Annotated in this window: 27 protein-coding genes; 9 read left to right on the forward strand and 18 right to left on the reverse strand. The window is 69.0% G+C overall.

All coding sequences use genetic code 11. The features are described 5' to 3' along the window. The first annotated feature begins 63 nt into the window (after nucleotides 1-63). Entirely contained in the window at nucleotides 64-1,203 is a 1,140-nt protein-coding gene (gene pe, locus H7J06_RS28385) for an acyltransferase PE (protein WP_264042779.1), read from the forward strand. 7 nt (nucleotides 1,204-1,210) lie between these two features. Here the strand turns inward: pe and H7J06_RS28390 are convergent, their stop codons facing one another. Beyond that, nucleotides 1,211-1,858, reverse strand: coding sequence for a GAP family protein (locus H7J06_RS28390; protein WP_264042780.1), 648 nt, complete (start codon nucleotides 1,856-1,858; stop codon nucleotides 1,211-1,213). 257 nt (nucleotides 1,859-2,115) lie between these two features. Here H7J06_RS28390 and H7J06_RS28395 point away from each other — a divergent pair, with 257 nt between their 5' ends. After that, nucleotides 2,116-2,610, forward strand: a complete 495-nt coding sequence (locus tag H7J06_RS28395; RefSeq protein ID WP_264042781.1) for a flavin reductase family protein — start codon at nucleotides 2,116-2,118, stop codon at nucleotides 2,608-2,610. A gap of 15 nt (nucleotides 2,611-2,625) precedes the next feature. Here the strand turns inward: H7J06_RS28395 and H7J06_RS28400 are convergent, their stop codons facing one another. The 5 genes from H7J06_RS28400 to H7J06_RS28420 all read right to left on the reverse strand — a co-directional run bounded on the left by H7J06_RS28400 (nucleotide 2,626) and on the right by H7J06_RS28420 (nucleotide 6,875). Beyond that, complete coding sequence (locus H7J06_RS28400) at nucleotides 2,626-2,787, reverse strand: hypothetical protein (RefSeq protein WP_264042782.1); 162 nt, start codon at nucleotides 2,785-2,787, stop codon at nucleotides 2,626-2,628. A gap of 140 nt (nucleotides 2,788-2,927) precedes the next feature. Beyond that, complete coding sequence (locus H7J06_RS28405; protein WP_264042783.1) at nucleotides 2,928-3,677, reverse strand: succinate dehydrogenase/fumarate reductase iron-sulfur subunit; 750 nt, start codon at nucleotides 3,675-3,677, stop codon at nucleotides 2,928-2,930. 1 nt (nucleotide 3,678) lies between these two features. Then, on the reverse strand, nucleotides 3,679-5,643 hold the full coding sequence (locus H7J06_RS28410) for a fumarate reductase/succinate dehydrogenase flavoprotein subunit (protein ID WP_264042784.1): 1,965 nt from the start codon (nucleotides 5,641-5,643) through the stop codon (nucleotides 3,679-3,681). 32 nt (nucleotides 5,644-5,675) lie between these two features. Continuing rightward, nucleotides 5,676-6,506 (reverse strand): succinate dehydrogenase subunit SdhC, encoded by an 831-nt coding sequence (gene sdhC / locus H7J06_RS28415; RefSeq protein WP_264042785.1) that lies wholly within the window; start codon nucleotides 6,504-6,506, stop codon nucleotides 5,676-5,678. A gap of 63 nt (nucleotides 6,507-6,569) precedes the next feature. Next, the gene (locus H7J06_RS28420; protein WP_264042786.1) at nucleotides 6,570-6,875 is read right to left on the reverse strand and encodes an Rv0250c family protein; all 306 of its coding nucleotides are present in this window, start codon (nucleotides 6,873-6,875) and stop codon (nucleotides 6,570-6,572) included. Between the two features lie 115 nt (nucleotides 6,876-6,990). On the opposite strand from H7J06_RS28420, the gene H7J06_RS28425 reads away from it, so the two are divergent. From H7J06_RS28425 to nirD, 4 genes are all read left to right on the forward strand, one after another. After that, on the forward strand, nucleotides 6,991-7,749 hold the full coding sequence (locus H7J06_RS28425) for an isocitrate lyase/PEP mutase family protein (RefSeq protein ID WP_264042787.1): 759 nt from the start codon (nucleotides 6,991-6,993) through the stop codon (nucleotides 7,747-7,749). A 70-nt stretch (nucleotides 7,750-7,819) separates the two neighbouring features. Further along, complete coding sequence (locus H7J06_RS28430) at nucleotides 7,820-8,167, forward strand: hypothetical protein (protein WP_264042788.1); 348 nt, start codon at nucleotides 7,820-7,822, stop codon at nucleotides 8,165-8,167. A gap of 96 nt (nucleotides 8,168-8,263) precedes the next feature. After that, the gene (nirB, locus tag H7J06_RS28435; protein WP_264042789.1) at nucleotides 8,264-10,789 is read left to right on the forward strand and encodes a nitrite reductase large subunit NirB; all 2,526 of its coding nucleotides are present in this window, start codon (nucleotides 8,264-8,266) and stop codon (nucleotides 10,787-10,789) included. Then, complete coding sequence (gene nirD, locus H7J06_RS28440) at nucleotides 10,786-11,142, forward strand: nitrite reductase small subunit NirD (protein WP_264042790.1); 357 nt, start codon at nucleotides 10,786-10,788, stop codon at nucleotides 11,140-11,142. The genes nirB and nirD overlap by 4 nt, the downstream gene beginning before the upstream one ends. Here the strand turns inward: nirD and H7J06_RS28445 are convergent. The 10 genes from H7J06_RS28445 to H7J06_RS28490 all read right to left on the reverse strand — a co-directional run bounded on the left by H7J06_RS28445 (nucleotide 11,139) and on the right by H7J06_RS28490 (nucleotide 19,942). After that, the gene (locus tag H7J06_RS28445) at nucleotides 11,139-12,569 is read right to left on the reverse strand and encodes an HNH endonuclease signature motif containing protein (RefSeq protein ID WP_264042791.1); all 1,431 of its coding nucleotides are present in this window, start codon (nucleotides 12,567-12,569) and stop codon (nucleotides 11,139-11,141) included. The two genes, nirD and H7J06_RS28445, sit on opposite strands and share 4 nt — an antisense overlap. Before the next feature lie 115 nt (nucleotides 12,570-12,684). After that, entirely contained in the window at nucleotides 12,685-13,515 is an 831-nt protein-coding gene (locus tag H7J06_RS28450) for a hypothetical protein (RefSeq protein WP_264042792.1), read from the reverse strand. A 52-nt stretch (nucleotides 13,516-13,567) separates the two neighbouring features. After that, the gene (locus tag H7J06_RS28455) at nucleotides 13,568-14,251 is read right to left on the reverse strand and encodes a sirohydrochlorin chelatase (protein WP_264042793.1); all 684 of its coding nucleotides are present in this window, start codon (nucleotides 14,249-14,251) and stop codon (nucleotides 13,568-13,570) included. Further along, complete coding sequence (locus H7J06_RS28460) at nucleotides 14,248-15,396, reverse strand: uroporphyrinogen-III synthase (RefSeq protein ID WP_264042794.1); 1,149 nt, start codon at nucleotides 15,394-15,396, stop codon at nucleotides 14,248-14,250. Before H7J06_RS28460 ends, H7J06_RS28455 begins: the two co-directional genes overlap by 4 nt. A gap of 139 nt (nucleotides 15,397-15,535) precedes the next feature. Beyond that, nucleotides 15,536-16,081: a GNAT family N-acetyltransferase gene (locus H7J06_RS28465; RefSeq protein WP_264042795.1), complete on the reverse strand. Its 546-nt coding sequence runs from the start codon at nucleotides 16,079-16,081 to the stop codon at nucleotides 15,536-15,538. 38 nt (nucleotides 16,082-16,119) lie between these two features. Beyond that, nucleotides 16,120-16,989: a 5-oxoprolinase/urea amidolyase family protein gene (locus H7J06_RS28470; RefSeq protein WP_264042796.1), complete on the reverse strand. Its 870-nt coding sequence runs from the start codon at nucleotides 16,987-16,989 to the stop codon at nucleotides 16,120-16,122. Beyond that, nucleotides 16,986-17,612, reverse strand: coding sequence for a 5-oxoprolinase subunit PxpB (gene pxpB / locus H7J06_RS28475; protein WP_264042797.1), 627 nt, complete (start codon nucleotides 17,610-17,612; stop codon nucleotides 16,986-16,988). The genes H7J06_RS28470 and pxpB overlap by 4 nt, the downstream gene beginning before the upstream one ends. 12 nt (nucleotides 17,613-17,624) lie before the next feature. Then, complete coding sequence (locus H7J06_RS28480; protein WP_264042798.1) at nucleotides 17,625-18,311, reverse strand: queuosine precursor transporter; 687 nt, start codon at nucleotides 18,309-18,311, stop codon at nucleotides 17,625-17,627. Nucleotides 18,312-18,323: 12 nt separating this feature from the next. Next, entirely contained in the window at nucleotides 18,324-19,304 is a 981-nt protein-coding gene (locus H7J06_RS28485) for an ABC transporter substrate-binding protein (protein WP_264042799.1), read from the reverse strand. Between the two features lie 50 nt (nucleotides 19,305-19,354). Beyond that, the gene (locus H7J06_RS28490) at nucleotides 19,355-19,942 is read right to left on the reverse strand and encodes a hypothetical protein (protein ID WP_264042800.1); all 588 of its coding nucleotides are present in this window, start codon (nucleotides 19,940-19,942) and stop codon (nucleotides 19,355-19,357) included. 156 nt (nucleotides 19,943-20,098) lie between these two features. Between H7J06_RS28490 and H7J06_RS28495 the strand changes: the two genes are divergently transcribed. Beyond that, nucleotides 20,099-20,398, forward strand: a complete 300-nt coding sequence (locus tag H7J06_RS28495) for a deoxyribodipyrimidine photolyase (RefSeq protein WP_264042801.1) — start codon at nucleotides 20,099-20,101, stop codon at nucleotides 20,396-20,398. 25 nt (nucleotides 20,399-20,423) lie between these two features. Here the strand turns inward: H7J06_RS28495 and H7J06_RS28500 are convergent, their stop codons facing one another. Continuing rightward, entirely contained in the window at nucleotides 20,424-21,221 is a 798-nt protein-coding gene (locus tag H7J06_RS28500; protein WP_264042802.1) for an SDR family oxidoreductase, read from the reverse strand. A 55-nt stretch (nucleotides 21,222-21,276) separates the two neighbouring features. Here H7J06_RS28500 and H7J06_RS28505 point away from each other — a divergent pair, with 55 nt between their 5' ends. Next, complete coding sequence (locus H7J06_RS28505) at nucleotides 21,277-21,525, forward strand: hypothetical protein (protein WP_264042803.1); 249 nt, start codon at nucleotides 21,277-21,279, stop codon at nucleotides 21,523-21,525. Here H7J06_RS28505 and lysE read toward each other — a convergent pair. Continuing rightward, complete coding sequence (gene lysE / locus H7J06_RS28510) at nucleotides 21,522-22,127, reverse strand: L-lysine exporter (protein WP_264042804.1); 606 nt, start codon at nucleotides 22,125-22,127, stop codon at nucleotides 21,522-21,524. The two genes, H7J06_RS28505 and lysE, sit on opposite strands and share 4 nt — an antisense overlap. A gap of 70 nt (nucleotides 22,128-22,197) precedes the next feature. Here lysE and H7J06_RS28515 point away from each other — a divergent pair, with 70 nt between their 5' ends. Next, on the forward strand, nucleotides 22,198-23,088 hold the full coding sequence (locus H7J06_RS28515; RefSeq protein ID WP_264042805.1) for a LysR family transcriptional regulator ArgP: 891 nt from the start codon (nucleotides 22,198-22,200) through the stop codon (nucleotides 23,086-23,088). Nucleotides 23,089-23,300 lie beyond the last annotated feature (212 nt).

Consider the following 23,300-nt stretch of genomic DNA (forward strand, 5'->3'; position numbering starts at 1 on the left):
GGCGCCCAGTCGAGAACACCCGCGGCCTGCGTTGCGGGCGCGTCGTCGAGCAAGGGAGTGGGAATGCGGAGAGCCGTCGCAGCGGTCACCGTTCTGGTAACCGTCGGTGCCGTCGGAGTCTTCGGCGCCGGTAGTGCAGCGGCCGACGATCCGCGGTTCCCCGCGCCGCCCGACCCGTCGGGCACCGGAGCCCCGCCCCCGCTGGGGACGCCGGGCCGCGCATACGCCCTCGGCGGCGCGCACGTCCTGGGCATTCCGTACGACGAATACATCATGCGGACCGGTGCCGACTGGTTCCCCGGATTGAAGCGGCAGATCGTCGACTACCCGGCCGGCCAGGTGCAGGGCCACACGCTGGAGCGGCTGTTCCCCGGCATCGGTCGCCTCGACGACAACTTCCCGGGTCTCGGCGTCGACGGTCCCAGCATCGGCGAGTCGGTCGACGAGGGCACGCCCAACGTGATCAACGCGATCCACGCAGGCGGTCAGGGCACGGCGATCGGACTGTCCGAGGGCGCGATGGTGCTCAACGACGTGCAGAACAAGCTGGCGTACGACCCGGCCGCCCCGCCGCCGGACCAGCTGAGCTTCGCGATGTACGGCGATCCCGTCGGCAAGCACGCCTTCGGCGAAAGCTTCCTGACGCAAATGTTCCCCGTCGGCAGCGTGGTGCCGTCGCTGGACTACCGCATCCCGGCCCGCGTCGACAGTCAGTACGACACATACCAATTCGTCTCCGCCTACGACAGCATCGCCGACTGGCCGGACCGGCCGGACAACTGGATGAGCGTCGCCAACGCGATCGTCGGTCTGGCAACCGGTCACACCGCGGTGGCGTTCACCAACCCCAGCATGGTCCCGGCGAAGAACATCGTGACGACCGTCAACTCCCGAGGCGCCAAGAACACGACGATCATGATCCCGGAACAGCACCTTCCGTTGGTGCTGCCGTTCAAGTACCTCGGGGTGCCGACGGAGACGCTGAACAAGCTCGACGCGGTGCTGCAGCCCGACGTGGACGCGGGGTACTCACGCAACGACGATCCGGCGACCGCCCCCGTCACGGTGGATCCGGTGCACGGCTACGATCCCGCCGAGGTCACCGCGCCGGCCACCAAGGCGGCGTTCGGCGGCGGTTCCGATCCCGTGTCGCAGCTCCTTGCCGGACTGCAGTACGTGACGAGCCACCAGCCCAAACCCTAAGGGCGCGTTACACGGTCAGCAGTCCGACGGTGACGAGGATGGCTCCGACCACGCCGAGCGTGGCGGCCACCTCGCGCCGTCGGCGAGACCGGACCCATTCGTTGAGTGCCGTCATCGCCGCCAGGGTGCGTCCCGGCGCCACCAGGTAGGCGATCAGCGGGATCTCGACGAGCAAGAACGCCACCACCTGGAAGAGCATCAGCGCGGCCACCTGCGTCGCGGCGCCGCTCCCCGACGCCAGGATGACCGCCAGCACGGCCAGGAAGTCCACCGACGGTAGCGCGATCGCCAACCCCGCCACGGCGGACACCCACGGCGAGCCCGTCTGGGTGACCCAGGTGCCCAACTTGGCCATCCAGCTCGGTTCCCCGTCGACGGCCGCGGGCCGCAGCACCAGGTAGAGGGCCGCCGCCAGGGCTAGCGCACCGATGGCCAGTTGCACCTTGGGCAGCGTGAAGTGATTGGACTCCATCAGCCGCTGGCGCAGCACGAACAGCACGACCACCCCGACCGTCGTGCCCATCACGAAGCCGCCGCACAGGAACACCAACAGCTGTAGCTGCGGACGGGGGCGGTTGAGCATCAGCACGGCCATGCCGATCCGGAACGGCTCCAGTGCGATGGCAACGGCCATCACCAGAAGGGTGATCCACATGACCTGGTCGCGTACGCCTAGCCGGCCGGGCGGGAGGTGCGGTCCGGCGACGGAGGCGGCGTGGGCATGGCGTCACGTTACCGTCCCGACCGCGTCGGGAAGCCGACGTCGCGACCCTTGTGTTCACGCAGATCCTGGCTCTGGCGATAGTGGGCGCAAGCGACGATCATCGACTCAGTGATCTCCGTGTCAACCATGCTGCCCGCCGCACGTCCCCGTGGCCGCGGTCCGTCGATCCGTGTGAAGATGGAGATCTCATGACCGGTACCGATCTGAGTCCGATGTCCCTGCGCGAGGCGTACGGGCACTTCCCGACGGGTGTCATCGCCATCGCCGCGGAGGTCGACGGCGTCCGGGTGGGCCTGGCGGCCAGTACCTTCGTCCCGGTGTCGCTCGATCCGCCGCTGGTGTCGTTCTGCGTGCAGAACACGTCGACGACGTGGCCGAAGCTCAAGGATCTGCCGTTCCTCGGGATCAGCGTGCTTGGAGAGTCACACGACACGGCCGCGAAGACCCTTGCCGCGAAGACGGGCGACCGCTTCGCCGGGCTGGAGACGACGACGTCGGGGCGTGGCGCGCTGTTCATTCACGGCACCAGCGTGTGGCTGGAGAGCGCCATCGAGCAGGAGGTACTCGCCGGCGATCACACGATCGTGGTGCTGCGGGTGCACGACATCACGGTGCACGACGGTCCGGACATTCCGGCGCCCATCGTGTTTCACCGCAGCGCGTTCCGCCGCCTCGGCGAGTAGGGGGTCGACCCCGAGCTACGGACGCGCGGCGAGTTCGTCGCGGTAACCCGCGACGCGGCGGTCCAACTCGGCGGCGTCGTCGGGCCTGCCCTCCTTGCGGGCCAACTCGGCACGGGTCGTCAGTTCGCGGATCGCAGTGCGAATGTCGTTGACGCTCTTGGTTTCTCCTGCACTCACGTGGGTGCCTTTCTTCGTTGAACGGCGTAGCTTGACCACTGAATCCCACGGTACGCCGCAACCCTCGCCCAACGTGACGTGGCTGCGAGATTCTCGAAGAATTCTCGCAGCCACGTCACGTTCGGCGGTCGATTGCGCCGCTAGCGCTTGAACAGTTTGTTTCCGAGCCACACGATCGGGTCGTACTTGCGGTCGGCGACGCGTTCCTTCATCGGGATCAGCGCATTATCGGTGATCTTGATGTGTTCGGGGCAGACCTCGGTGCAGCACTTGGTGATGTTGCACAGGCCGAGGCCGAACTCCTCCTGCGCCATGTCCTTGCGGTCCACGGTGTCCAGCGGATGCATGTCCAGCTCGGCGATCCGCATGTGATAGCGCGGGCCCGCGAAGTTCTCCTTGTTCTCCTCGTGGTCGCGCACCACGTGGCAGACGTTCTGGCACAGGAAGCACTCGATGCACTTGCGGAACTCCTGGCTGCGGTTCACGTCCTCCTGCTGCATCCGGTATTCACCCGGTTGCAGGTCCTTCGGCGGGGTGAACGACGGGATCTGACGCGCCTTTTCGTAGTTGAAGGACACGTCGGTCACCAGGTCGCGCATGACGGGGAACGTGCGTAACGGGGTCACCGTGACGACCTCGTCCTCACCGAAGGTGGACATGCGCGTCATGCACATCAGCCGCGGACGACCGTTCACCTCCGCCGAACACGACCCGCACTTGCCGGCCTTGCAGTTCCAGCGCACCGCGAGGTCGTTGGCCTGGGTGGCCTGCAGCCGGTGGATGATGTCGAGCACCACCTCGCCGTCGTTGACCTCGACGGTGTAGTCCTTGAGCTCGCCCCCGGTGTCGTCGCCGCGCCAGACCCGCATGCTCGCTTCATAGGCAGCCATGTCAGCCCTTCCGTTCCGGGTGCTCGGTCAATTCGGCGTCGGTGTAGTACTTCTCGAGTTCGGAGAGCTCGAAGACCTCCAGCAGATCCGGCCGCATGGGCACCTGTTCTTCGGCCTCGACGGTGACGCGCGGGACCATCGCGTCGGCGGTCGCCGCCTCCGTCGTCCGGCACACCAGCAGCGTGTTGCGCCAGTTCGAGTCCATCGCCGGATGGTCGTCGCGGGTGTGCCCGCCACGGCTCTCGGTACGCTGCAGCGCGGCCTTGGCCACACATTCGCTGACCAGCAGCATGTTGCGCATGTCGATCGCCAGGTGCCAGCCGGGGTTGTAGACCCGCCCGCCCTCGACGGCGACGTTTTGCAGCCGCCCCCTCAGCTCCTCGAGCTTGGCCAGCGCCTCGTGGATCTCGTCTTCCTTGCGGATGATGCCGACGAGGTCGTTCATCGACTGCTGCAGCTCGGCGTGCAGCGTGTACGGGTTCTCGGGATTCTCGTGCGGCTCGTACGGCGCCAACGCCATCTTCTCGGCCTCGTCGAGGGAGTCCTGCGAGATCTTGGGCCGCTCGTCGAGCGCGCGGACGTAGTCGGCCGCGCCGAGCCCGGCCCGCCGGCCGAACACCAGAAGGTCCGACAGCGAGTTCCCGCCGAGGCGGTTGGAGCCGTGCATGCCACCGGAGCACTCACCGGCCGCGAAGAGCCCGGGGGTGGCCGCACCGCCGGTGTCGGGGTCGACCTCGATGCCGCCCATCACGTAGTGACAGGTCGGGCCGACCTCCATCTCGTCCTTGGTGATGTCGACCTCGGCCAGCTCGATGAACTGGTGGTACATCGACGGCAGCCGGCGCTTGATCTCCTCGGTGGGCATGCGCGAGGCGATGTCGAGGTAGACGCCGCCGTGCGGCGTGCCGCGGCCGGCCTTGACCTCCGCGACGATCGCGCGGGCTACCTCGTCGCGGGGGAGCAGGTCAGGGGTGCGGCGGGCCGAGTCGTTGTCCTTGAGCCACTGGTCGGCCTCTTCCTCGGTCTCGGCGTACTGGCCCTTGAACACCGGGGGGATGTAGTCGAACATGAAGCGCTTGCCCTCGGAGTTCTTGAGCACTCCGCCGTCGCCGCGGACGCCCTCGGTGACGAGGATGCCCTTCACCGACAGCGGCCAGACCATCCCGGTCGGGTGGAACTGGATGAACTCCATGTTGATCAGTGCCGAGCCGGCGCGCAGCGCCAGCGCGTGGCCGTCGCCGGTGTACTCCCAGGAGTTGGACGACACCTTGAACGACTTGCCGATGCCGCCGGTGGCCAGCACCACGGCCGGGGCTTCGAAGAGGATGAAGTTGCCGGTCTCGCGCCAGTAGCCGAAGGCGCCCGCAATCCTGCCGGTGGGTGCCTCCGAGTTGGGCTCGGCGCTCGCGTTCTCCCTCGGACCCTTGTCGAGGATCAGATCGGTGATCGAGCATTCGTGGAAGACCTTGATCCGGGCCTCGTAGTCGCCGAGCTCGCGGAAGTCCTCCTGCTGCAACGAGACGATCTTCTGCTGCAGCGTCCTGATGATCTCCAGGCCGGTGCGGTCGCCGACGTGCGCCAGCCGTGGGTAGGTGTGGCCGCCGAAGTTGCGCTGGCTGATCTTGCCGTCCTTGGTGCGGTCGAACAGCGCCCCGTAGGTCTCCAGCTCCCACACCCGGTCGGGGGCCTCCTGCGCGTGCAGTTCGGCCATCCGCCAGTTGTTGAGGAACTTGCCGCCGCGCATGGTGTCACCGAAGTGCGTCTGCCAGGAGTCCTTGGTGTTGACGTTCTTCATCGCCGCCGCGCAGCCGCCCTCGGCCATCACGGTGTGCGCCTTGCCGAACAGGGACTTGGTGACCACTGCGACGCGCTGGCCGCGTTCACGGGCCTCGATCACCGCGCGCAGTCCCGCCCCGCCGGCGCCGATTACGACCACGTCGTATTCGTGCCGTTCGAGTTCAGCCATCTGATTTCCTCGCTAAGTCGTCAAACATGTTGTCAGCCAATGAATCTGAGGTCGCTGATGGTGCCGCTGGCGACCAGCATCACGTAGAAGTCGGTGAGCATCAGGGTGCCGAGCGTGATCCACGCGTACAGCTTGTGTCGGGTGTTGAGCTTGCTCACCTGACCCCACAGCCAATACCGCACGGGGTGCTTCGAGAAGTGCTTGAGCCGCCCGCCGACGACGTGGCGGCAGGAGTGGCAGGACAGCGTGTAGACCCACAGCATCACGACGTTGACGACGAGAATGACGTTGCCCAAACCGAATCCGAAGCCGCTCGGGGAGTGGAACGCCTCGATCGCGTCGTAGGTGTTGATCACCGAGATGATCCCGGCGATGTAGAAGAAGTAGCGGTGGGTGTTCTGGATGATCAGCGGAAGCCGCGTCTCACCGGTGTACTTGGCGTGCGGTTCGGCGACCGCGCAGGCGGTGGGCGACTGCCACACCGAGCGGTAGTAGGCGCCGCGGTAGTAGTAGCAGGTCAACCGGAACAGCAGCAGGAACGGCAGCGACAACGCCGCGTACGGCAGCCACCACACGTCGGGCAGGATCTGCGGCCAGAATCCGCTCGCCTCGGGGGTGCACCCGGTGCTGATGCAGGGCGAGTAGAACGGCGTCAGGTAGTGGTACTCCGGCACGAAGTACGCGCTCTGCGCGAATGCCCGCACCGTCGCGTAGATCACGAACGCGGCGAAGCCGAGGTCGGTGATCAGTGGCGACTTCCACCACGAGTCCGTGCGGAGCGTGCGCTGCGAGATCTGGGCTCGCGTCGGCGAGAAGACGCCCGTGCCCCCGGGGTCGCTGCGGTCGGCGGTGGGTGCGCTCAAGGGGTCTGCCTCACTTCATCGTGACGTGTCGGGGTCGGGAACGTTCGTCCAGCGGTGCGGCCGTCAGTCGAACGGCGACGGGCTCATCGGGCCCTCGTCGTCGACGTCCTGCCAGAAGTCACTTGCGTACTGGGTGTCGGGAATGCCGATCTTCTCGACGGCATGGTGGTGGTGGCTTACCCCGCGAACGAGGTTCAACTCCTCGGCGTCGATGTCGAGCCGGTCGATGTCGTTCTGGATGCGTTCGGCGTCGTTGACGATGCGCCGCATCGCGGCACTGTCGCCGTAGCGTGATGCCAGTGACGACACGCAGCGGCGCAGGCCTCCGATCAGCTCGTGCAGCTGGTCGAGTTCGGTGGTTGTGGACAACGGAGTTGACCTCCTTGGGCTGAAGGGTGTCACGGATCACAGTACGACAATTGATGGTAGTCACTCTCGGAGTTGAGAGTGAGACAGGTCACGTCAGGAAGCGAAGGGTTGGCAAATGTCCAAAGAGGTTCTGCAGGAGCGCGCGACGGCACTGAAGGCACTGCACGTGGCCGGTGACCCGGTCATTCTGCCGACGGTGTGGGACGCCTGGTCGGCCAAGCTCGCGGTGGACGCGGGCTTTGCCGCGCTGACGGTCGGGAGCCATCCCGTTGCCGACTCGGTGGGCAAGGAGGACGGGGAGGGCATGTCCTTCGACGACCTGACGACGCGGGTCGCGCAGATCACCGGCGCGGTCGACGTGCCGATCTCCGTGGACGTCGAGTCGGGCTACGGCGAGTCGGCGCAGCGACTGATCGAGGGACTGCTGGAGGCCGGCGCCGTGGGCCTCAACGTCGAGGACACGGTGCACAAGGAGGGCAAGCGGCTGCGCTCGGCGGAGGAGCACGCGGCTCTGGTCGGCGAACTCCGCAAGGCCTCCGACGCGGCGGGCGTGCACGTCGTGCTCAACGCGCGCACCGACCTGTTCATCCGCAACGACGGTGACGACGCCGACCGCGTGGACCGTGCCATCGCCCGGTTGAAGCTCGCGGCCGACGCCGGCGCCGACAGCCTGTACCCCGTCGGGCGCCACGACGACGACACCATGCGGCGGCTGACGTCCGAACTGCCCCTGCCGGTGAACGCAATTGCGCTGCCGGACACCGACGATCCCGCCTCCTTCGGTCCGCTGGGCGTGGGCCGGATCAGTTTTGGGCCGTTCTTCCAGCGGGCGTTGTCCACGCACGCAGAGACGCTGCTGGCCCGCTGGAAGTAGGCGGTCCTCCTCGCGGGCCGGGTGGGGGCGTTCACCGGCCATTCGCCTGACGTCTCTACCATCTGCGTCCGTGGACGATCATCCCGGCGCGGTCTGGGCGGCGGGGGCCGCGGCCGTCGCCTTGCTGGTCGTCCTCGTGGTGGCGGTGATCAGGACGTCGAACACGTCGGACGCCCCGGCCGTCGCTCCGCCGGCTCCCTCGTCGGACGTCACGTCGGCCTCGGCGTACACGACGTCCTCGTCGTCGTCGACGAGCTACCCCGTGCCGAGCGTGCAGACCAGTCAGGACGGCGGCGGGCCGCCGCCGCCGACCGACGTTCCCGCAACGGGTGACCCGGCCACCGACGAGCCGACCACGTCGACGACCACCTCGAACCCGTACGGCACGACGACCCCCACCAACGCCGGCCACGTCTGAATGCTCACGAGGCGGTGCGACGCCGGGTGAGCACACCGTGACGACTCCGTCACGCGACGCGACATGACGGCAACGTCGGCTCCCTAGCGTGGCGCCATGGGTTCGCAGAGGCGTGTCGTCGTCGTCGGGCACGGCATGGTCGCTCATCGCTTCGTGGAGGCGTTGCGCTCGCGCGACGGCGACGACGTCTGGTGGGTGACCGTGCTCGCCGAGGAGCGCGACGCGGCCTACGACCGGGTCGGCCTGACCGGCTACACCGAGCACTGGGACCGCACCCGGTTGGCGCTTCCCGGCAACGACTACGCCGCCGACGAGCGCGTCGAGCTGATCCTGCGGGACCGCGTGACCCGGGTCGACACCGCCGCGAAGTGCGTGACGACCCGGCTCGGCCGTCGCATCTCCTACGACGCGCTGGTACTCGCCACCGGCTCGTCGGCGTTCGTGCCGCCGGTGCCCGGCCATGACCTTCCCCGGTGTCACGTCTACCGGACCCTCGACGACCTCGACGCGATCCGGGCCGACGCCCTGAGTGCGGGCGACGGGGCCGCGGGCGTGGTGATCGGTGGCGGGCTGCTGGGCTTGGAGGCCGCGAATGCGTTGCGCCAGTTCGGTATGACGCCGCACGTGGTCGAACGTTCGCCGCGGTTGATGAGCCAGCAGCTCGACGAGGCCGGTGGCGCGCTGCTGAGGCGGATGGTCAGTGCGTTGGGCATCGTGGTGCACGTCGACGTCGGCACCGACGCGATCGAAAGCGTCGACGGCGCGGTGCGCGTCACCCTCGGCGACGGATCGGTGGTCGACGCGGGTCTGGTGATCTTCGCCGCCGGTGTGCGTCCCCGCGACGAATTGGCCCGCGCCGCCGGGCTACCCGTCGGCGAGCGCGGAGGCGTGCTCACCGATTCGGGCTGCGCGACGGCCGTCCCCGACGTGTACGCAATCGGCGAGGTCGCCGCGATCGACGGCCGGTGCTACGGACTGGTGGGGCCGGGATACACCAGCGCGGAGGTCGTGGCCGACCGATTGCTGGGCGGTGCAGCGGAATTCGGTGAAGCCGACATGTCCACCAAATTGAAGTTGCTCGGCGTGGACGTCGCGAGCTTCGGCGACGCGATGGGCGTCACCCCCGGCTGCCTCGAGGTGGTGGTCAACGACGCCGTCAACCAGACCTACGCCAAGCTCGTGCTCTCCGACGACGCCGCCACGCTGCTCGGCGGCATCCTGGTCGGTGACGTCACGGCCTACGGCGTGCTGCGGCCCATGGTGGGTGAGCAGCTGCTCGGTGATCCGCTGGAGATCATTGCGCCGCGCGGAACCGCCTCGGACGACGCGGGATTCGGGGTCGGGGCGCTGCCCGCCGCCGCTCAGATTTGTTCGTGCAACGACGTCAGCAAGGGTGATCTCACCGACGCGATCGCCGACGGCTGCACGGATGTGCCCGCCTTGAAGGGCTGTACCAAGGCGGGCACGTCGTGCGGCTCGTGCCTCCCGTTGCTCAAGCAACTGCTCGAGGCGCAGGGCGTCGAACAGTCGAAGGCGTTGTGCGAGCACTTCACCCACTCCCGTGCCGAGCTGTTCGAGATCGTCTCGGCGTCGGGCATCCGCACCTTCTCGGGTCTGATCGCTCGTTACGGCGTCGGGCGCGGGTGCGACGTCTGCAAGCCGGTCGTCGCCTCGATCCTGGCCTCGACCAGTTCGGGGCACATCCTCGACGGCGAAGAGGCCTCGCTGCAGGACTCCAACGACCACTTCCTGGCCAACATCCAGAAGAACGGCAGCTACTCCGTGGTGCCCCGGGTGCCCGGCGGAGACATCACCCCCGAGCAGCTGATCCTGATCGGTGAGATCGCCCGCGACTTCGGGCTCTACACCAAGATCACCGGCGGTCAGCGCATCGACATGTTCGGCGCCGCGGTCGACCAGCTCCCCGAGATCTGGCGCCGGCTCGTCGACGGCGGCATGGAATCCGGTCAGGCGTACGGCAAGTCGTTGCGCACGGTGAAGAGTTGCGTCGGCAGCGACTGGTGCCGCTACGGCCAGCAGGACTCGGTGCAGATGGCCGTCGACCTGGAGCTGCGCTACCGCGGGCTGCGCGCGCCCCACAAGATCAAGATGGGGGTGTCGGGCTGCGCGCGCGAGTGCGCGGAGGCCCGCAGCAAGGACGTCGGCGTCATCGCCACCGAGACGGGCTGGAACCTCTACGTCGGCGGAAACGGCGGTGCCACACCAAAACACGCGCAACTGCTGGCCGGTGACCTCGACGACAAGACGCTGGTTCGCTACGTCGACCGCTTCCTGATGTTCTACCTGCGCACCGCCGACCGGCTCCAGCGCACCGCCCCGTGGGTGGAGAGCCTCGACGGCGGCCTGGACCATCTGCGCGACGTGGTGTGCCACGACTCGCTCGGGTTGGCGGCCGACTTCGAGGCCGCGGTCGCGCGGCACGTGGACGGCTACGCCTGCGAGTGGAAGGGCGTGCTGGACGATCCCGACAAGCTGTCGCGGTTCGTGTCGTTCGTCAACGCCCCCGACGTCGCCGATCCAACCGTCGAATTCACCGAGCGATCGGGCCGCAAGGTGCCGACGGCCCTTGGCATTCCGTCGATTCGTAGAGGAGACACATGACACTGCTGGACGACGCCAGGGACGTTCACGTCTGGACGCCCGCCTGCGACTACGACCGCCTGCTGCCGGGGCGCGGCGTCGGCGTGCTGCTGCCAGATGGTGTGCAGGTCGCGTTGTTTCGGGTCGACGACGGTTCGCTGTGGGCGATCGGGAACGTCGACCCGTTCTCGGGGGCGGCGGTGATGTCGCGGGGCATCGTCGGAGACCGTGGCGGTCGCCTGTGCGTGCAGTCGCCGATGAAGAAGCAGGCGTTCGCCCTCGACGACGGCACGTGTCTCGACGATCCCGAGGTGGCCCTGCCGGTGTATCGGACCAGAATGGCCGACGACGGCCGGGTCGAGGTCGGCGCCTAGGGCCCTGGGCCATCCTCTCCGACAGACTGCTCGTTCGCGTTGCGCTCGCGGTGAATGGCTCGAACGTGCCCCTCGACGCGGGTGACCTTGCGGCGGGGCATGGCGAGTCCCGCGGTGTGCGGTACGGGCCTGCCGGTCGTCGTGATCGTGGCGGTGGGTGCGGACAGTTCGGGGAACAGCAGCCTGCTACCCGGCGTGGTGATGTACTCCCGTCCGTCGGGTGCGGTCCAGATGACGGTTCCGTCGTCGAGTTGCCTTTCCCGCCAACAATTCTCACCACCCCAGAAGGTTTTGAGCAAGTGGTGTCGACGACAGATGCACTTGAGATTGGACGCCGCGGTCGGGCCGTGCGGCCACGGAATCGTGTGGTCGACGTCCGTCTGGCTGGCGGGCACGCGGCAGCCCGGGAAGCGGCAGGTCATGTCGCGGCAGCGGATGAAGTCGGCCAGCTTCTTGGACGGTCGGTATCGGTTCTCCGGTGGGGCTTGTCCGGGGTGCACGACTTGGGTGATCGTGGCCCCGATGGCGGCGCGGCAGGCGACGGCACCGGGGAGGAATTGGCCGCCCGTTGACGCCGCCGGCCGCAGCTTCGCGAACCTGCCGGGGGTGGGAGTCATTACCTCGGTGAGGGTGAGGTCGCGAAGGGGCTTGTCGAAGAGCGGTGGCTTTTCCCCGTCGATGGCGGCGCAGTCGTCGTTGCCGCAGAGGCAGGCCATGCGGTCGGTGCCGTTCCCGATGGCCCCGTAGGCGTCGGCGCGGAGTTGGTCGGCGGTCCGGGGGTCGGCCGGGCAGACGGTGGCGGCGAGGTTCTTCAGTCGGGCCTCGAACACTTTCGCGTCGTGGGCGAACAGGGTGGCCAGCACCGTGGCCAGACCGCTGCCGTCCTCCTCGATGTGCACCTCCACGGACCGGCCTCGCGCCTTGGTCTCGGCACGGCGCACCGCCTGCGGGTCGACCTGCCCCACGAAGAAGTCGATGGCCTTCTCGGTCTTGTCGACCGACCTCGGCTCCCAGTCCCCGAACGCCTGCGCCAACAAGTGGTCCAAAGCCCGCAGGGCATCCGGGTCGATGACCAGGGCGCCGCGTTGCACCACGGTCTTCACCAACGCATGGGTGATGAGACCCTCGGCGAACACCGCGGCCACGCGGGGAAACCGTTCGTGCAATGCGATCGCAACGAGCAACTGGTGGGAGGCGGCACCGGGGGTGATGTTCTGTGCCGCGCCGATGTGGGCGGCGACGGCGTCGAAGTCGTCCAAGCACCACTGGTCCCGATCCGCCGACCCGGAGAGCGCATACGCCTCGTCGAGCATGGCGGCCATCGTCGCCACCCGACAGGCGCAGGCCGCGTTCTCCACCCGCGACCACGACGACAGCGCCCCGGCACCACGGGTGCCGGTCGTCGCGTCCACCAGATCGTCGAACATGAACCCAGTTTACGGCGCGTGTATGACGAAAAGCGTTCTGCTACAAGCGTTCTTTGGATGAAACCAGGCCTGTGGACAACCCCGCCGGAGCCACCAGGAATGTCAGAGGCGCGTGCTAGAGCGCGCGCAGCAGACGGGTGTCCCGCCCGGTCACCGCGCCGACTCGGACGGTGGTGCCCCACAATTCGACCGTCTGCACCATCCAGTACACCGCGAACTCGGCGATCAGCGCCGCCTCGACCAGGATCACGGCGTGGTTGAAACCGTCCAGGACGAGGTGCAGACATATCGCGGCCACCAACGTGAGCACCATCGCCACCAGGATGGACCGGTAGATCCAGCGATAGCGGCCGGCGTCGACCACGAGCGCGGTGATCGCCACGGTGGCGATGATCGCCGCGAACATGGCCACCGCGGCCACGCCGTGGGCGTTGGCGCGAAACCACTCGGGCGCCACCGCCAATGTCACCAGGCCGACCGCCAGCAGTAGGCGCTGCACCCACAGGGCCGCGGTCCCGAGGGCGCTGCGCCGCGGTCCGGTGCCCGTGCGGTGATACATCCACCAGGAGGCGACGCGCGACACCACCAGGGCGACGACGACGGCCCACGTGTTGGGGATGGCAAACTGACCGCCGGCGTCGAGATCCGCAGTGCCGCAGAGCGACAACGGCCGCGACGTCGGCACCATGGCGACGACGAAGGCCAGGATGCCGGCCAGGTTCAGCAGGACGTCCTCGGTGTCGTTGCCGCCCTTGTAGACGATCAGCATGGCGCCCAGGCCGCAGAGGGCGGCGATGAACACGGCGTGCGCGCTGGTGAAGTAGTACGCGCTGACGGAGGTCTGCCAGCAGGTGGCGTGCGCCCGTTCGACGAGCACCGCGGTGCCCAGCAGCACGATCATCACCGCCATGCCGCCGCGGAGGTAGCGATAGGTCTCCAGAGCCATCTCACCGCCGAGACTACGGAAGGTGTGGACGCGCGCGCGGTCTTCGGCGCCCTCAGGCGGAGATCGGCAACCGCGCCCGACGGAATCGGCGGGCGATCAGGCGCGCCACGCCGGGGTGGGTGACCAGCGGGGCGGTCACCACGTCGGCGCCCGACTGGTGCAGACGGTCCTGGAAGAGTCCGTCGGCCAGCAGGTAGGACGCCACGACGACGCGGCGGGCGCCCCGGGATCGCACGGTGGCGACGGCGTCGGCGACGCGCGGCTCCCCGGTGGCCGCGTAGGCGAGTTCGACCCGCGTGCCGGTGGCGGCGGACAGCAGCGTGGCCGTGACGCGGAGGTCGCGCTTCGCGCGGTCGTCGGAGGTGCCGGCCGCCGCCATGATCACCGAGTCCGTTGGGCGCCAACCGGATTCGACGAGACGGTCGACCAGTACCCGGACGATGTCGGCCGACGGGCCCAGCGCGTCGGTGACCGTCACGTCGGGGTGTCCGCTGGCGGCGACGAACGCGGGAACGTCGACGCGCACGTGGTAGCCGCTGGCGAGGAAGGCGGGCACCAGCACGGCGGGCTCGTCGCGAAGCTCGGCCAGCACGTCGGCGGGGGTGGGGCCGAGCACGTCGACGAACGCGGTGCGCACCCGCTGGCCCAGCTGCCGGCCCACCCGGTCGGCCAGGTCGGCGATCATCGCCACCCCGTCGGCCTTGCGGGTGCCGTGGGCCACCAACAGCGGGTTCACGCGGCACCGGCCGGGTCGTCGTCGACCGCGAGGCGGTAACCGCGCTTGACCACCGTGGTGACGATGTTCTTGTCGCCCAACGCCGTTCGCAGCCGCAGTACCGCCGTCTCGACGGCGTGCGTGTCGGTGCCCCCACCCGGGAGCGCGCTGAGCAGGTCACCGCGCGAGACGACCTGCCCTGGCCGGTGGGCCAGCGCGCGGATGGTGGCCATGCCCGCAGGCGGCAGATCCTTGACGGCGCCGTCGACGAGCACGCACGTGCCGCGGATCTCCAGGACGTGCCCGGCGACCGTGACGGTCCGCGACTGAAGCAGCGGCAGTTCGTCGGTGATGTGGCGGGCCAGCGCCCCGAGTCGCATCCGTTCGGGGGCCGACGTCGGCACCCCGAGGCGCACCAGCGGCCGTGCCGTCACGGGGCCGACGCACATCGCGTGGACGTCGGTCCGCAGGGCGTCGAGCACCTTGTTCTCGACACCCATCTCCAGGGCCCGCATCAGCATCGCGGCCACGGCGGGTGCGGAAGTGAAGCTGACGGCGTCGAACTTGTGCTCGGCGATGCCGGCGACCAGCGTGTCGAAGGCGCCGTCCCGCGGTACGGGGTGCCAGCGGTAGACCCGGATGGGCACCACCTCGGCTCCCGCGGCGCGGAGTTCGTCGAGGAATTCGGGGAACGGGTCCCAGTCGGCGGTGGCCCCGTGTAGCTGGACGGCGACGCGCAGCCCGTCGACGCCGCCTTCGCGCAGGTACTGCATGACTTCGCGGGACGACTCGGACTCCGGCGACCATTCCTCGGGCAACCCCGCCGCCCGGAGCGCTCCGGTTGCCTTGGGGCCTCGGGAGACGACGCGCGCCTTGCTCAACGCGGCCGTCAGCTCCGCGGCCAGTCCCCAGCCGTCGGCGGCGGCGATCCAGCCCCGCAGCCCGATGCCGGTCGTCGCGACGACCACGTCGGGCGGCGTGGCGATCAACGCCTCGGTGTGGACGTGCAGTTCCTCGTCGTCGGGCAGCGGCACCATTTCGATGGCTGCGGCGCTGGTGACGGTGGCTCCGCGGCGGCGCAGCAGCGTGCTCAGCTCGTCGGCACGTCGGGCTGAGGTCACCGCCACCCGGAATCCGGTCAGTGGTGCCCAATCTGGTTCGGGCATGGCACCAGTCAAGGCATGCCGTGTTGCCGTTTGGTTTCGTCGCCGTTTCCGACGCATGTCGCGGCGGCCCGACCATGACTCGGCGGTGAACTTCGGCTCACCACGGCCGCAATCCCTCGGTGAGATGCGTATCCGCTGGTCACCACACGTCACCCTCGCGGAAGTCGCACGTGATTTCGCCCGTGGTGTCGAGGTCCGCGGTCACGGGCAGGACGAAGATCGAGGAGTCGTCGTCGGGTGTGGCGACCACCCCGGACGGGGTCAGCACCGACGTCATCCCCTGCCACGGCTGCCACCCCCGCGTCGCGTAGATGTGCCTGCCGGCCTCCGACGCGCTCAGTGCCCCCAGCTCGTAGGCGCCGCGAAGCACCTGCTCGAGGGCGTCCATCACTGCCATTGCGAGGCCCTGGCCGCGCCAGTCCTCGCGCACGGCGACGGCCTCGAGATATCCGCAGCGCAGGGCGGTGCCCCGGTGGATCATGCGGCGTTGCACGACGGCGCCGTGCGCGATCAACGCGCCGCGGACGCAGATCAGCGCATGCATGCCGCCGAGGGCGTGCTCCCAGTCGGCGTCGGTGAAGTCGACCTCGCCGTCGGCGAAGGCGTCGGCGAGCATCCGCCGCGCGTCCTCCCGCGTCTCGCCGTCGAGATCGGACGTGTGAACCAGGCGCGCGGTGTGGAGCACACCTCGTTCCTACCAGGGCGCGACGTCGAAGAGAACCGTCACCTGCGCGGGCGGGACCAGTGCAGCCGGACGTGCTGGCCCGGCCGGACCTGCGCCATCCGGTCGACGTCGCGGTCGGCGACGACGCCGATCACCGGGTAGCCGCCGGTCACGGGATGGTCGGGTCCGAGGATGACGGGTAAGCCGTTGGGCGGCACCTGGATTGCCCCGCGGACGGCGCCCTCGCTGGGCAGCTGCCGGTCGGGGAAGCGGGGCGTCAGGGGGTGCCCGGTCAGTCTCGTCCCGACGCGGTCGCTGCGATCCGAGGCCACCCAGTCGGTGCGCACCAGCGCGTCGGGATCGGCGAACCAGTCGTCGCGCGGGCCGGGCACCACCACGAGGTCGAGGCCGTCCGTGCCGATTGGGGCGACCGGTGCCTGGTCGAGTTCGGGGAAGTCGGCCGCGTGCTCGCCGATCGGCAGGACGTCGCCGGACCGCAACGGCGGAGGCCCGATCGCCGACATCACGTCATGGCTGCGGGAGCCGAGGACGGGCTCGGCGTCGACGCCGCCGCGGACCGCCAGATAGCTGCGCAGCCCCGAACGCGGGGTGCTCAGCGAGATCACCTGCCCGTCGCGAACGTGGTGAATGCTGTTGGTGCCGAAGGCAAGCCCGTCCACCGCCGGGTCGGCGTCGGCCCCGGTGACCGCGATGACGACGTCGCCGCCTCGGACGCGCGCGGAGAACCCGCCGAAGGTGATCTCGATCGTGGCGACGTCGGGTGGGTTGGCGACCAGCCGGTTGGCCAGGGTGTGCGAGTGCCGGTCGGCGGCGCCGGAGCGGGTGACGCCCAGGTGCGCGAGGCCGGGTCGGCCCAGGTCTTCGATCAGGGCCAGCGGGCCGGTGGCGAGGACTTCGAGGGTGGTCACCGCCGCTCCTCGTCGACGGCCCGGAAGCGCACCCAGCTGCCGGGCACCAAGAGGGCAGGCGGGTCGCGGTCGACGTCCCACAGCACGGCGTCGGTGTGGCCGATCAACTGCCAGCCGCCGGGGGACTCCCGTGGGTAGACGCCGCTGAAGTCGCCTGCCAGCCCCACGGATCCGGCGGGAACCCTGGTGCGGGGCTCGGCCCGGCGGGGCACGTGCAACCTCTCGTCGCCGCCGACCAGATACGCGAAGCCGGGGGCGAAGCCACCGAAGCCGACGCGCATCGGTGCGGCCGTGTGGGCCGCCACGACCCGTTCGGGGGACAGGCCGGTCAGGCGCGCAACCTCGTCGAGGTCCGCCCCGTCGTAGACGACGTCGATCGTGACGACGGTGCTCGGGTCGGCCGGGGTGATCTCCGAACGCGGCACGCGCAGCCCGTCGAGACGGGTCCGGGTCGAGGCCTGCTGCCGGGGCCCGGAGAGCACCAGCAGCACCGTGCGGGCGGCGGGGACGACCTCGATCACGCCGGGCAACTCCGCGCGTCGCACCGCGTCGCACCACGCCAGGACGTCGGCCGTGTCGTCGACCTCGAGCAACAGCGCCCGGTCCCCGTAGTCGTGAATCATCCCGGCCTCGAGCTAGACCGCGGGCTCGTACGTCGGTTCGCGGCGCTTGATCACCGCGATCACGCGGTAGGTGATGGGCAGCAGCACCACCTCGACGGCGGTCTTGTAGATCCACCCGAGCGCGGTGTACACGGCGAAGTCCCGGAAGCTGGTGATGCCTATCGCACCGGCCGCGATGCTGCAGAACACCAACGTGTCGCCGAGCTGGCCGGCGAACGTCGACCCGACCAGGCGCGCCCACAGGTGCTTCTCCTTGGTGCGCTCCTTGATCGCCACGACGACCCAGGCGTTGATGGTCTGCCCGACCAGGAACCCGGCCAGCCCGGCGACGATCAGCTGGGTGTAGGCGTGCACGACGTTCTCGAGCGCGGCCTGATTCTCGTAGAAGTCGGCGGCGGGCAGGTAGATGGTCACCCAGAACGCCAACGCGGCCAACACGTTCATCGAGAAGCCGAGGATGATCGCCCGCCGGGCTGCCTTGAAGCCGTACACCTCGGACAGGACGTCGCCGATCACGTAGGTGAGGGGGAAGACGATGAAGCCACCGTCGGTCAGGATCGGACCGAACGCCACGCCCTTGGTGGCCGTCACGTTGGAGATGATGACCAGGGCCGTGAACACGGCGACGAGGACCGGATAGTAGGCCGACCCAACCTGTGCGAATCCTGGGCGCTGGTCGGTTGTTTCGGGCGTTGTCACCCGGTCATCTTGTCAGGTGAGCACCTTCGAGATCATCGGCGGTAACCGATCGGCCACCACGGGGTAGGACAGCACCGACGAGAAGGCCAGCGCGCCGGCGAGGTCCTTGCCCGTGAAGACGTTGCGGTTGGTCCGGGTCGACTTCAGGGTGGCGAAGGTCGGGTCGGCGAGCAGCGCCGCCTGTTCCTCGTCGCTCTCGGTCTTCCAGACGACGACGTCGGCGGCGTCGAGCACCGACGCCAGCTTGTCGCGGGGGACCCGGGCCCGGTCGTCCTTCACGTAGGCGTTGACGGCGTCCGGCACGATGAAGCCCATCTGGCTCAGGAATTCGGTGCGCCAGCCGGGCGGGGTGAGGTCGTACTGATCTTGGAAGGCGGTCGCGCTGACGACGACGACCTTCTTGCCGTTGAAACCGGAGTTGTTCTTGGCCACGTCGGCGAACTTGGCGTCGACGTCGGAGACGAGCTTGGCCATGTCGTCGAACTTGAACACCGCTTGGCCGATGGTGTTGGCCTGGTCCTTCCACGGTTCGAAGAACGCGCTCTGGCCGGACTGCGCGATGGTCGGCGCGATCGCCGACAGCTTGGTGTAGGTGTCCTGGTCGAGGCCCGCGTTGGTGGCGACGATGAGATCTGGTTTGAGGGCGGCGATCTGGTCGACCTGGATGCCGTCGGAGAGGTTCAGCACGACGGGTTGCGCGGTGCCGAGCTTGGGCAGGGCCCACGGCCACGTGCCGAACGGCTCACCACCGAACCAGTCGGTGATCGCGATCGGTACGACACCCAGCGCCAGCAGGTCGTCCTGTTCGGTCAACCCGGCGCTGACGACCCGCTTGGGGGCCGACGGAATCTTGGTCTCGCCGAAGGCGTGCGTGACCGTGACCGACCCGTCGCCGGCTACCGTGCCAGGTTTGTCGGAGCCGCAGGCCACGGCGGTGAGGGCGAGGCCCGCGGTCATCGCCAGGAAACTCCGTCGGGACCAGGTTTGCGGCACGCGGCGAGCGTAACTTGGTATCCGTCGGCGGGCCGGAGGAACACACCGGCTCAGTCGTCGTCGGACAGCGCCTCGAGGTAGTCGTCGTAGTCGGTGACCGCGCCGCGGATCTCTTCGGCGGCACGTTCCCACGCGCCGGCGACGTCGGCCCGCGCGGTGTCGGTCCGCGCGGCGATCTCGCGTCGTCCGCGGGCCAGCGCGTCGGTCACGTCGCCGCCGCGGGCGGCGGTGGTGGCGACGGCGAACGCGGAGTCGACGGCTGCGGCGGCCACGGTGCCCTGCGCGCGGAGAACGGCTTCGGCGACGTCCGCGGCTCCGACGACGACGGCGTTCGGCAGGGTGGCCTGGGTTCCGACGTACTCGCCGATGGCCGAGCGCACCCGGGTGCCGGTGCTGGAGGCGATGTCGCGCAGTTCGGTGCCGGAGTGGGCAAGCGCGGCGGGCAGCGTTGCGCCACCGCGAATTTCGTCGACGACGGCCGACGGTGCGTGTGCCAGTGACGCGGTGAGGTCGGTGGTTGCGCCCACCAGATGGGCGCCCAGGCCGTGGCCTGCGTCGAGTTGGCGCTCCAGCACGTGGCGGATGACGAGCGGCCGGCTCGACGTGGGGGCGGTGATCGTGGCGTCGTGCTCGGACATGGGTGGTTCCTTCCGCGCGTGGTCTCGGACGCCTTCCAGTCCACAGGGCGCGGGCGACTCGGCGGCCAACGACGGTCGACGTCCTCGCGAATTCGTGGCGTTCCGCTGCGAGCTTGCTGGGGATTTGGCGCGGGTGTGTCCCAATGTGGTTCAGGTGTGGCAACTGGGGTACCCGGTGAGGCCGGTGAACGTCGCCGGGTCGAGGCTCATCGCGGAGGCGCAGGCATGCTGAACAACGTCGTATTACTTGCTTCGGACAACGTCGAGGCGGCGGGGTTCATCCTGCGCGGCATCAAGGGCATCTTCGTCGCCATCGGCAGCATCATCGCCGCCATCATCTGCGCGGTGATCGCAGGAACCAAGGGGCGCAGCGCGATTGGCTGGGGCATCCTCGGTCTGTTCTTCAGCATCATCACCCTCATCGTGGTGATCGTGATCCCCAGCAAGAAGAGCTGACGATCCCGAGAGGGTGTCGGCCGCCTCAGCTGTGGGCGAGGCGCTTGTTGACGAGCCGGGTGAGCCAGGCCGGCGAGAACCGTGCGCCCACGGCCAGGGTCTTCGCCTGGGATCCGACGGGGAAGTGCACCTGGTGGATCAGTCGGCGCGGCCAGGAGGGGTCGAGGGCCGCCACGATGTCGTCGGCGATGTCTTGCGCGGTGAGGCGAATGCCCAACGAGTCGGTGGTGCCGGTGCGGACGTCGGTGGTCATCGCCGTCTGCACGTAGAGCGGCCACATCGCGATCACCCGGATGTCGTAGCGCTTCCACTCCAGGTCCAGGGCTTCGGTGATCGCGCGGACGAAGAACTTGGTGGCGCTGTAGTTCGCGAGTTCGGCTTGCCCGTAGATCGCCGACGCCGACGCCATGTTCACCACCACCGCTCCCGGTGTGGTCCGCAGGTAGGGGAACGCCGCGTGTAGACCGTTCACCACGCCCTTGGTGTTGACGTCGATCTCCTCGTGATGCGCCGCGACGGCGATCTCCTCGAAGCGACCGGCGATCAGGATGCCCGCGTTGTTGATCATGACGTCGAGCCGGTTGCCCGCGGCGGCGGCGAATTCGCCCACCCGCTGGGCCATCTCCTCGGCGTCGGTGACGTCGAGGTGTCCGGTGACCGCCGTGGCGCCGAGGTCCTCGATCTCGTCGGCGAGGGTCTTCAGGCCCACCTCGTCGATGTCGTACGCGCCGACGACGTAGCCCTTCTTGGCCAGGGACAGCGCGGTGGCGCGGCCGATGCCCGCGGCGGCGCCGGTGATGAAGACCGACTTCTTTGGGCTCATGGACACCATGATGGCTCGTGCGCGAGCATGCTTGGGGGACACCTTGGGAGTGATCATGCGAATACGCCTGCACTGGGCCGTCACCGTCGTGACGTTCGGCGTCGCGGCGGCCGGGCTCGCCGCGGCCCCGGCGGCCGTCGCGGGCTGCAACGACTCCAGCGGCACGGTCGTCTGCGCCCAGGGTGACATCCGCGGGACGGACGCTCCGCCGCCGGTACAGCCCGGGCTGGGGTCGTACGGCACGTGGTGCAACGGCGCCGTCTGCTTCCCCGGCAACCTCTTCGGGGTCGTGGTCGCTCCCTAGCGGGTCGCCAGCATGACGCCGAGCCCGATCATGGTGGCTGCGACGACACCGTCGAGCACGCGCCAGGTGGACGGTTTGGCGAATGATCCGGACAGCCGCCGGGCCCCGTAGCCGAGGCAGACGAACCACACCGCGCTCGCGGTGACGGCGCCGACGGCGAACGACCAGCGTCCCTGCCCTCGTTCGTTGGCCAGGGCCCCGAGCAGGACGACGGTGTCCAGATAGACGTGCGGATTGAGAAACGTCAGCGCGGCGCACGTGAGGAGCACTCCGGCCAGCCGGGCCGGCGCGGCGTCCGACGGCGTCAGGGTCGAGGCCGACGGCCGCCACGCCCGCTTGGCGGCCAGCAGGCCGTACCCGACGAGGAAGACGGCACCGCCAAAGGTGGTCACGCTCAACGTAATCGGGTGCGCGGCGATCAGCGCGCCGACGCCGGCGATTCCCGCCACGATCAACACGGCGTCGGACAGGGTGCACAGGACGACCACCGGCAGGACGTGTTCGCGCCGGATGCCTTGGCGCAGGACGAACGCGTTCTGGGCGCCGATGGCCGCGATCAGTGCGGCCGACGCCAGAAAGCCGACGACCAATTGTGAGTGCATGCCTCGACGCTACGAGCTGGACAGACAGTGGTACAGCTAAAGATTGTGTCGAACCATTAGAATCACTAATGTGAGTCTGGACGCCCAGCAGCTGGCCGCCTTCGCGGCCGTCGTCGAGTTGGGCTCCTTCGACGCCGCGGCGTCGCGGCTGCACGTAACGCCCTCGGCCGTCAGCCAGCGCATCAAGTCGTTGGAACACGCCGTCGGCCAGGTCTTGGTCAGGCGTGAGAAGCCTTGCACGGCAACGGCTGCGGGCGTACCCCTGCTGCGGCTGGCGGCCCAGACGGCGATGTTGGAGTCCGAGGCGCTTGCCGAGATGACCGGGCTTCCCAACCGCCTCACCCGCGTGGCCCTGGCGGTCAACGCCGACTCGATGTCGACGTGGTTCACCGACGTGCTCGGCGTGCTGCCGCAGGTGTTGTTCGACGTTCGCATCGAGGACCAGGATCGGTCGGCCCGGCTGCTGCGGGAGGGGGCGGTGATGGGCGCAGTCACCACCGAGCGCACCGCGGTGTCCGGGTGCCGGACGGAGGCGCTCGGGGTGATGCGCTACCTCCCGGTGGCCAGCCCCGACTACGTCGAGCGGCATCTCCGGGGCGGCGTCACCGCGGCGACGATGGCGGCGGCACCCTCGCTGGCGTGGAATCACGACGACGCGTTGCAGGACATGTTGCTCCGCAAGCTGTTTCGCCGCGCCGTCCCGCGCCCGGTGCACTACGTGCCGACCACCGACGGCTTCGCGGCGGCGACGACGGCCGGGCTGGGGTGGGCGATGTATCCGGAGCGCGCGGCTGCGGCGGCGTTGGCCGACGGCAGGTTCGTCCGGATCGTCGACGCGTACCTCGACGTCCCGCTGTTCTGGCAGTGCTGGAAGCTCGACAGCCCGGTCGTCGACGCGGTGAGCGCCGCGGTGCGGACGGCCGCGGCGTCGTTGCGGCGGCACACGGCGTCGCACTCGTGAATCCTCTGCGGTCTACCGGACATGTCACCGTGCACGGTTCACGATCGGCGCGCCGGGCCCACCGCCGATCGATCGTCTGGCAGCGTTTCCGCGCGACTCCACCAGAAATACGAGTGAGAACTACCGTGCAACGTTCGTGACGTTTCCCGGGCCGCTGGCGTTAGGACGTGTGAACTCGGGGGATCCGGGTATCGACGGGTCCTGCCCACTTG

The organism is Mycolicibacterium hodleri (assembly GCF_025822245.1).
GTDB classification, from domain to species: domain Bacteria; phylum Actinomycetota; class Actinomycetes; order Mycobacteriales; family Mycobacteriaceae; genus Mycobacterium; species Mycobacterium hodleri.

What these genes read in the sequence shown, in the direction of transcription:
- pe (WP_264042779.1), top strand. Translation starts at nt 64, where the DNA reads ATGCGGAGAGCCGTCGCAGCGGTCACCGTTCTGGTAACCGTCGGTGCC.
- H7J06_RS28390 (WP_264042780.1), bottom strand. Translation starts at nt 1,858, where the DNA reads ATGTGGATCACCCTTCTGGTGATGGCCGTTGCCATCGCACTGGAGCCG.
- H7J06_RS28395 (WP_264042781.1), top strand. Translation starts at nt 2,116, where the DNA reads ATGACCGGTACCGATCTGAGTCCGATGTCCCTGCGCGAGGCGTACGGG.
- H7J06_RS28405 (WP_264042783.1), bottom strand. Translation starts at nt 3,677, where the DNA reads ATGGCTGCCTATGAAGCGAGCATGCGGGTCTGGCGCGGCGACGACACC.
- H7J06_RS28410 (WP_264042784.1), bottom strand. Translation starts at nt 5,643, where the DNA reads ATGGCTGAACTCGAACGGCACGAATACGACGTGGTCGTAATCGGCGCC.
- H7J06_RS28425 (WP_264042787.1), top strand. Translation starts at nt 6,991, where the DNA reads ATGTCCAAAGAGGTTCTGCAGGAGCGCGCGACGGCACTGAAGGCACTG.
- nirB (WP_264042789.1), top strand. Translation starts at nt 8,264, where the DNA reads ATGGGTTCGCAGAGGCGTGTCGTCGTCGTCGGGCACGGCATGGTCGCT.
- nirD (WP_264042790.1), top strand. Translation starts at nt 10,786, where the DNA reads ATGACACTGCTGGACGACGCCAGGGACGTTCACGTCTGGACGCCCGCC.
- H7J06_RS28445 (WP_264042791.1), bottom strand. Translation starts at nt 12,569, where the DNA reads ATGTTCGACGATCTGGTGGACGCGACGACCGGCACCCGTGGTGCCGGG.
- H7J06_RS28450 (WP_264042792.1), bottom strand. Translation starts at nt 13,515, where the DNA reads ATGGCTCTGGAGACCTATCGCTACCTCCGCGGCGGCATGGCGGTGATG.
- H7J06_RS28460 (WP_264042794.1), bottom strand. Translation starts at nt 15,396, where the DNA reads ATGCCCGAACCAGATTGGGCACCACTGACCGGATTCCGGGTGGCGGTG.
- pxpB (WP_264042797.1), bottom strand. Translation starts at nt 17,612, where the DNA reads ATGATTCACGACTACGGGGACCGGGCGCTGTTGCTCGAGGTCGACGAC.
- H7J06_RS28490 (WP_264042800.1), bottom strand. Translation starts at nt 19,942, where the DNA reads ATGTCCGAGCACGACGCCACGATCACCGCCCCCACGTCGAGCCGGCCG.
- H7J06_RS28500 (WP_264042802.1), bottom strand. Translation starts at nt 21,221, where the DNA reads ATGAGCCCAAAGAAGTCGGTCTTCATCACCGGCGCCGCCGCGGGCATC.
- H7J06_RS28505 (WP_264042803.1), top strand. Translation starts at nt 21,277, where the DNA reads ATGCGAATACGCCTGCACTGGGCCGTCACCGTCGTGACGTTCGGCGTC.
- lysE (WP_264042804.1), bottom strand. Translation starts at nt 22,127, where the DNA reads ATGCACTCACAATTGGTCGTCGGCTTTCTGGCGTCGGCCGCACTGATC.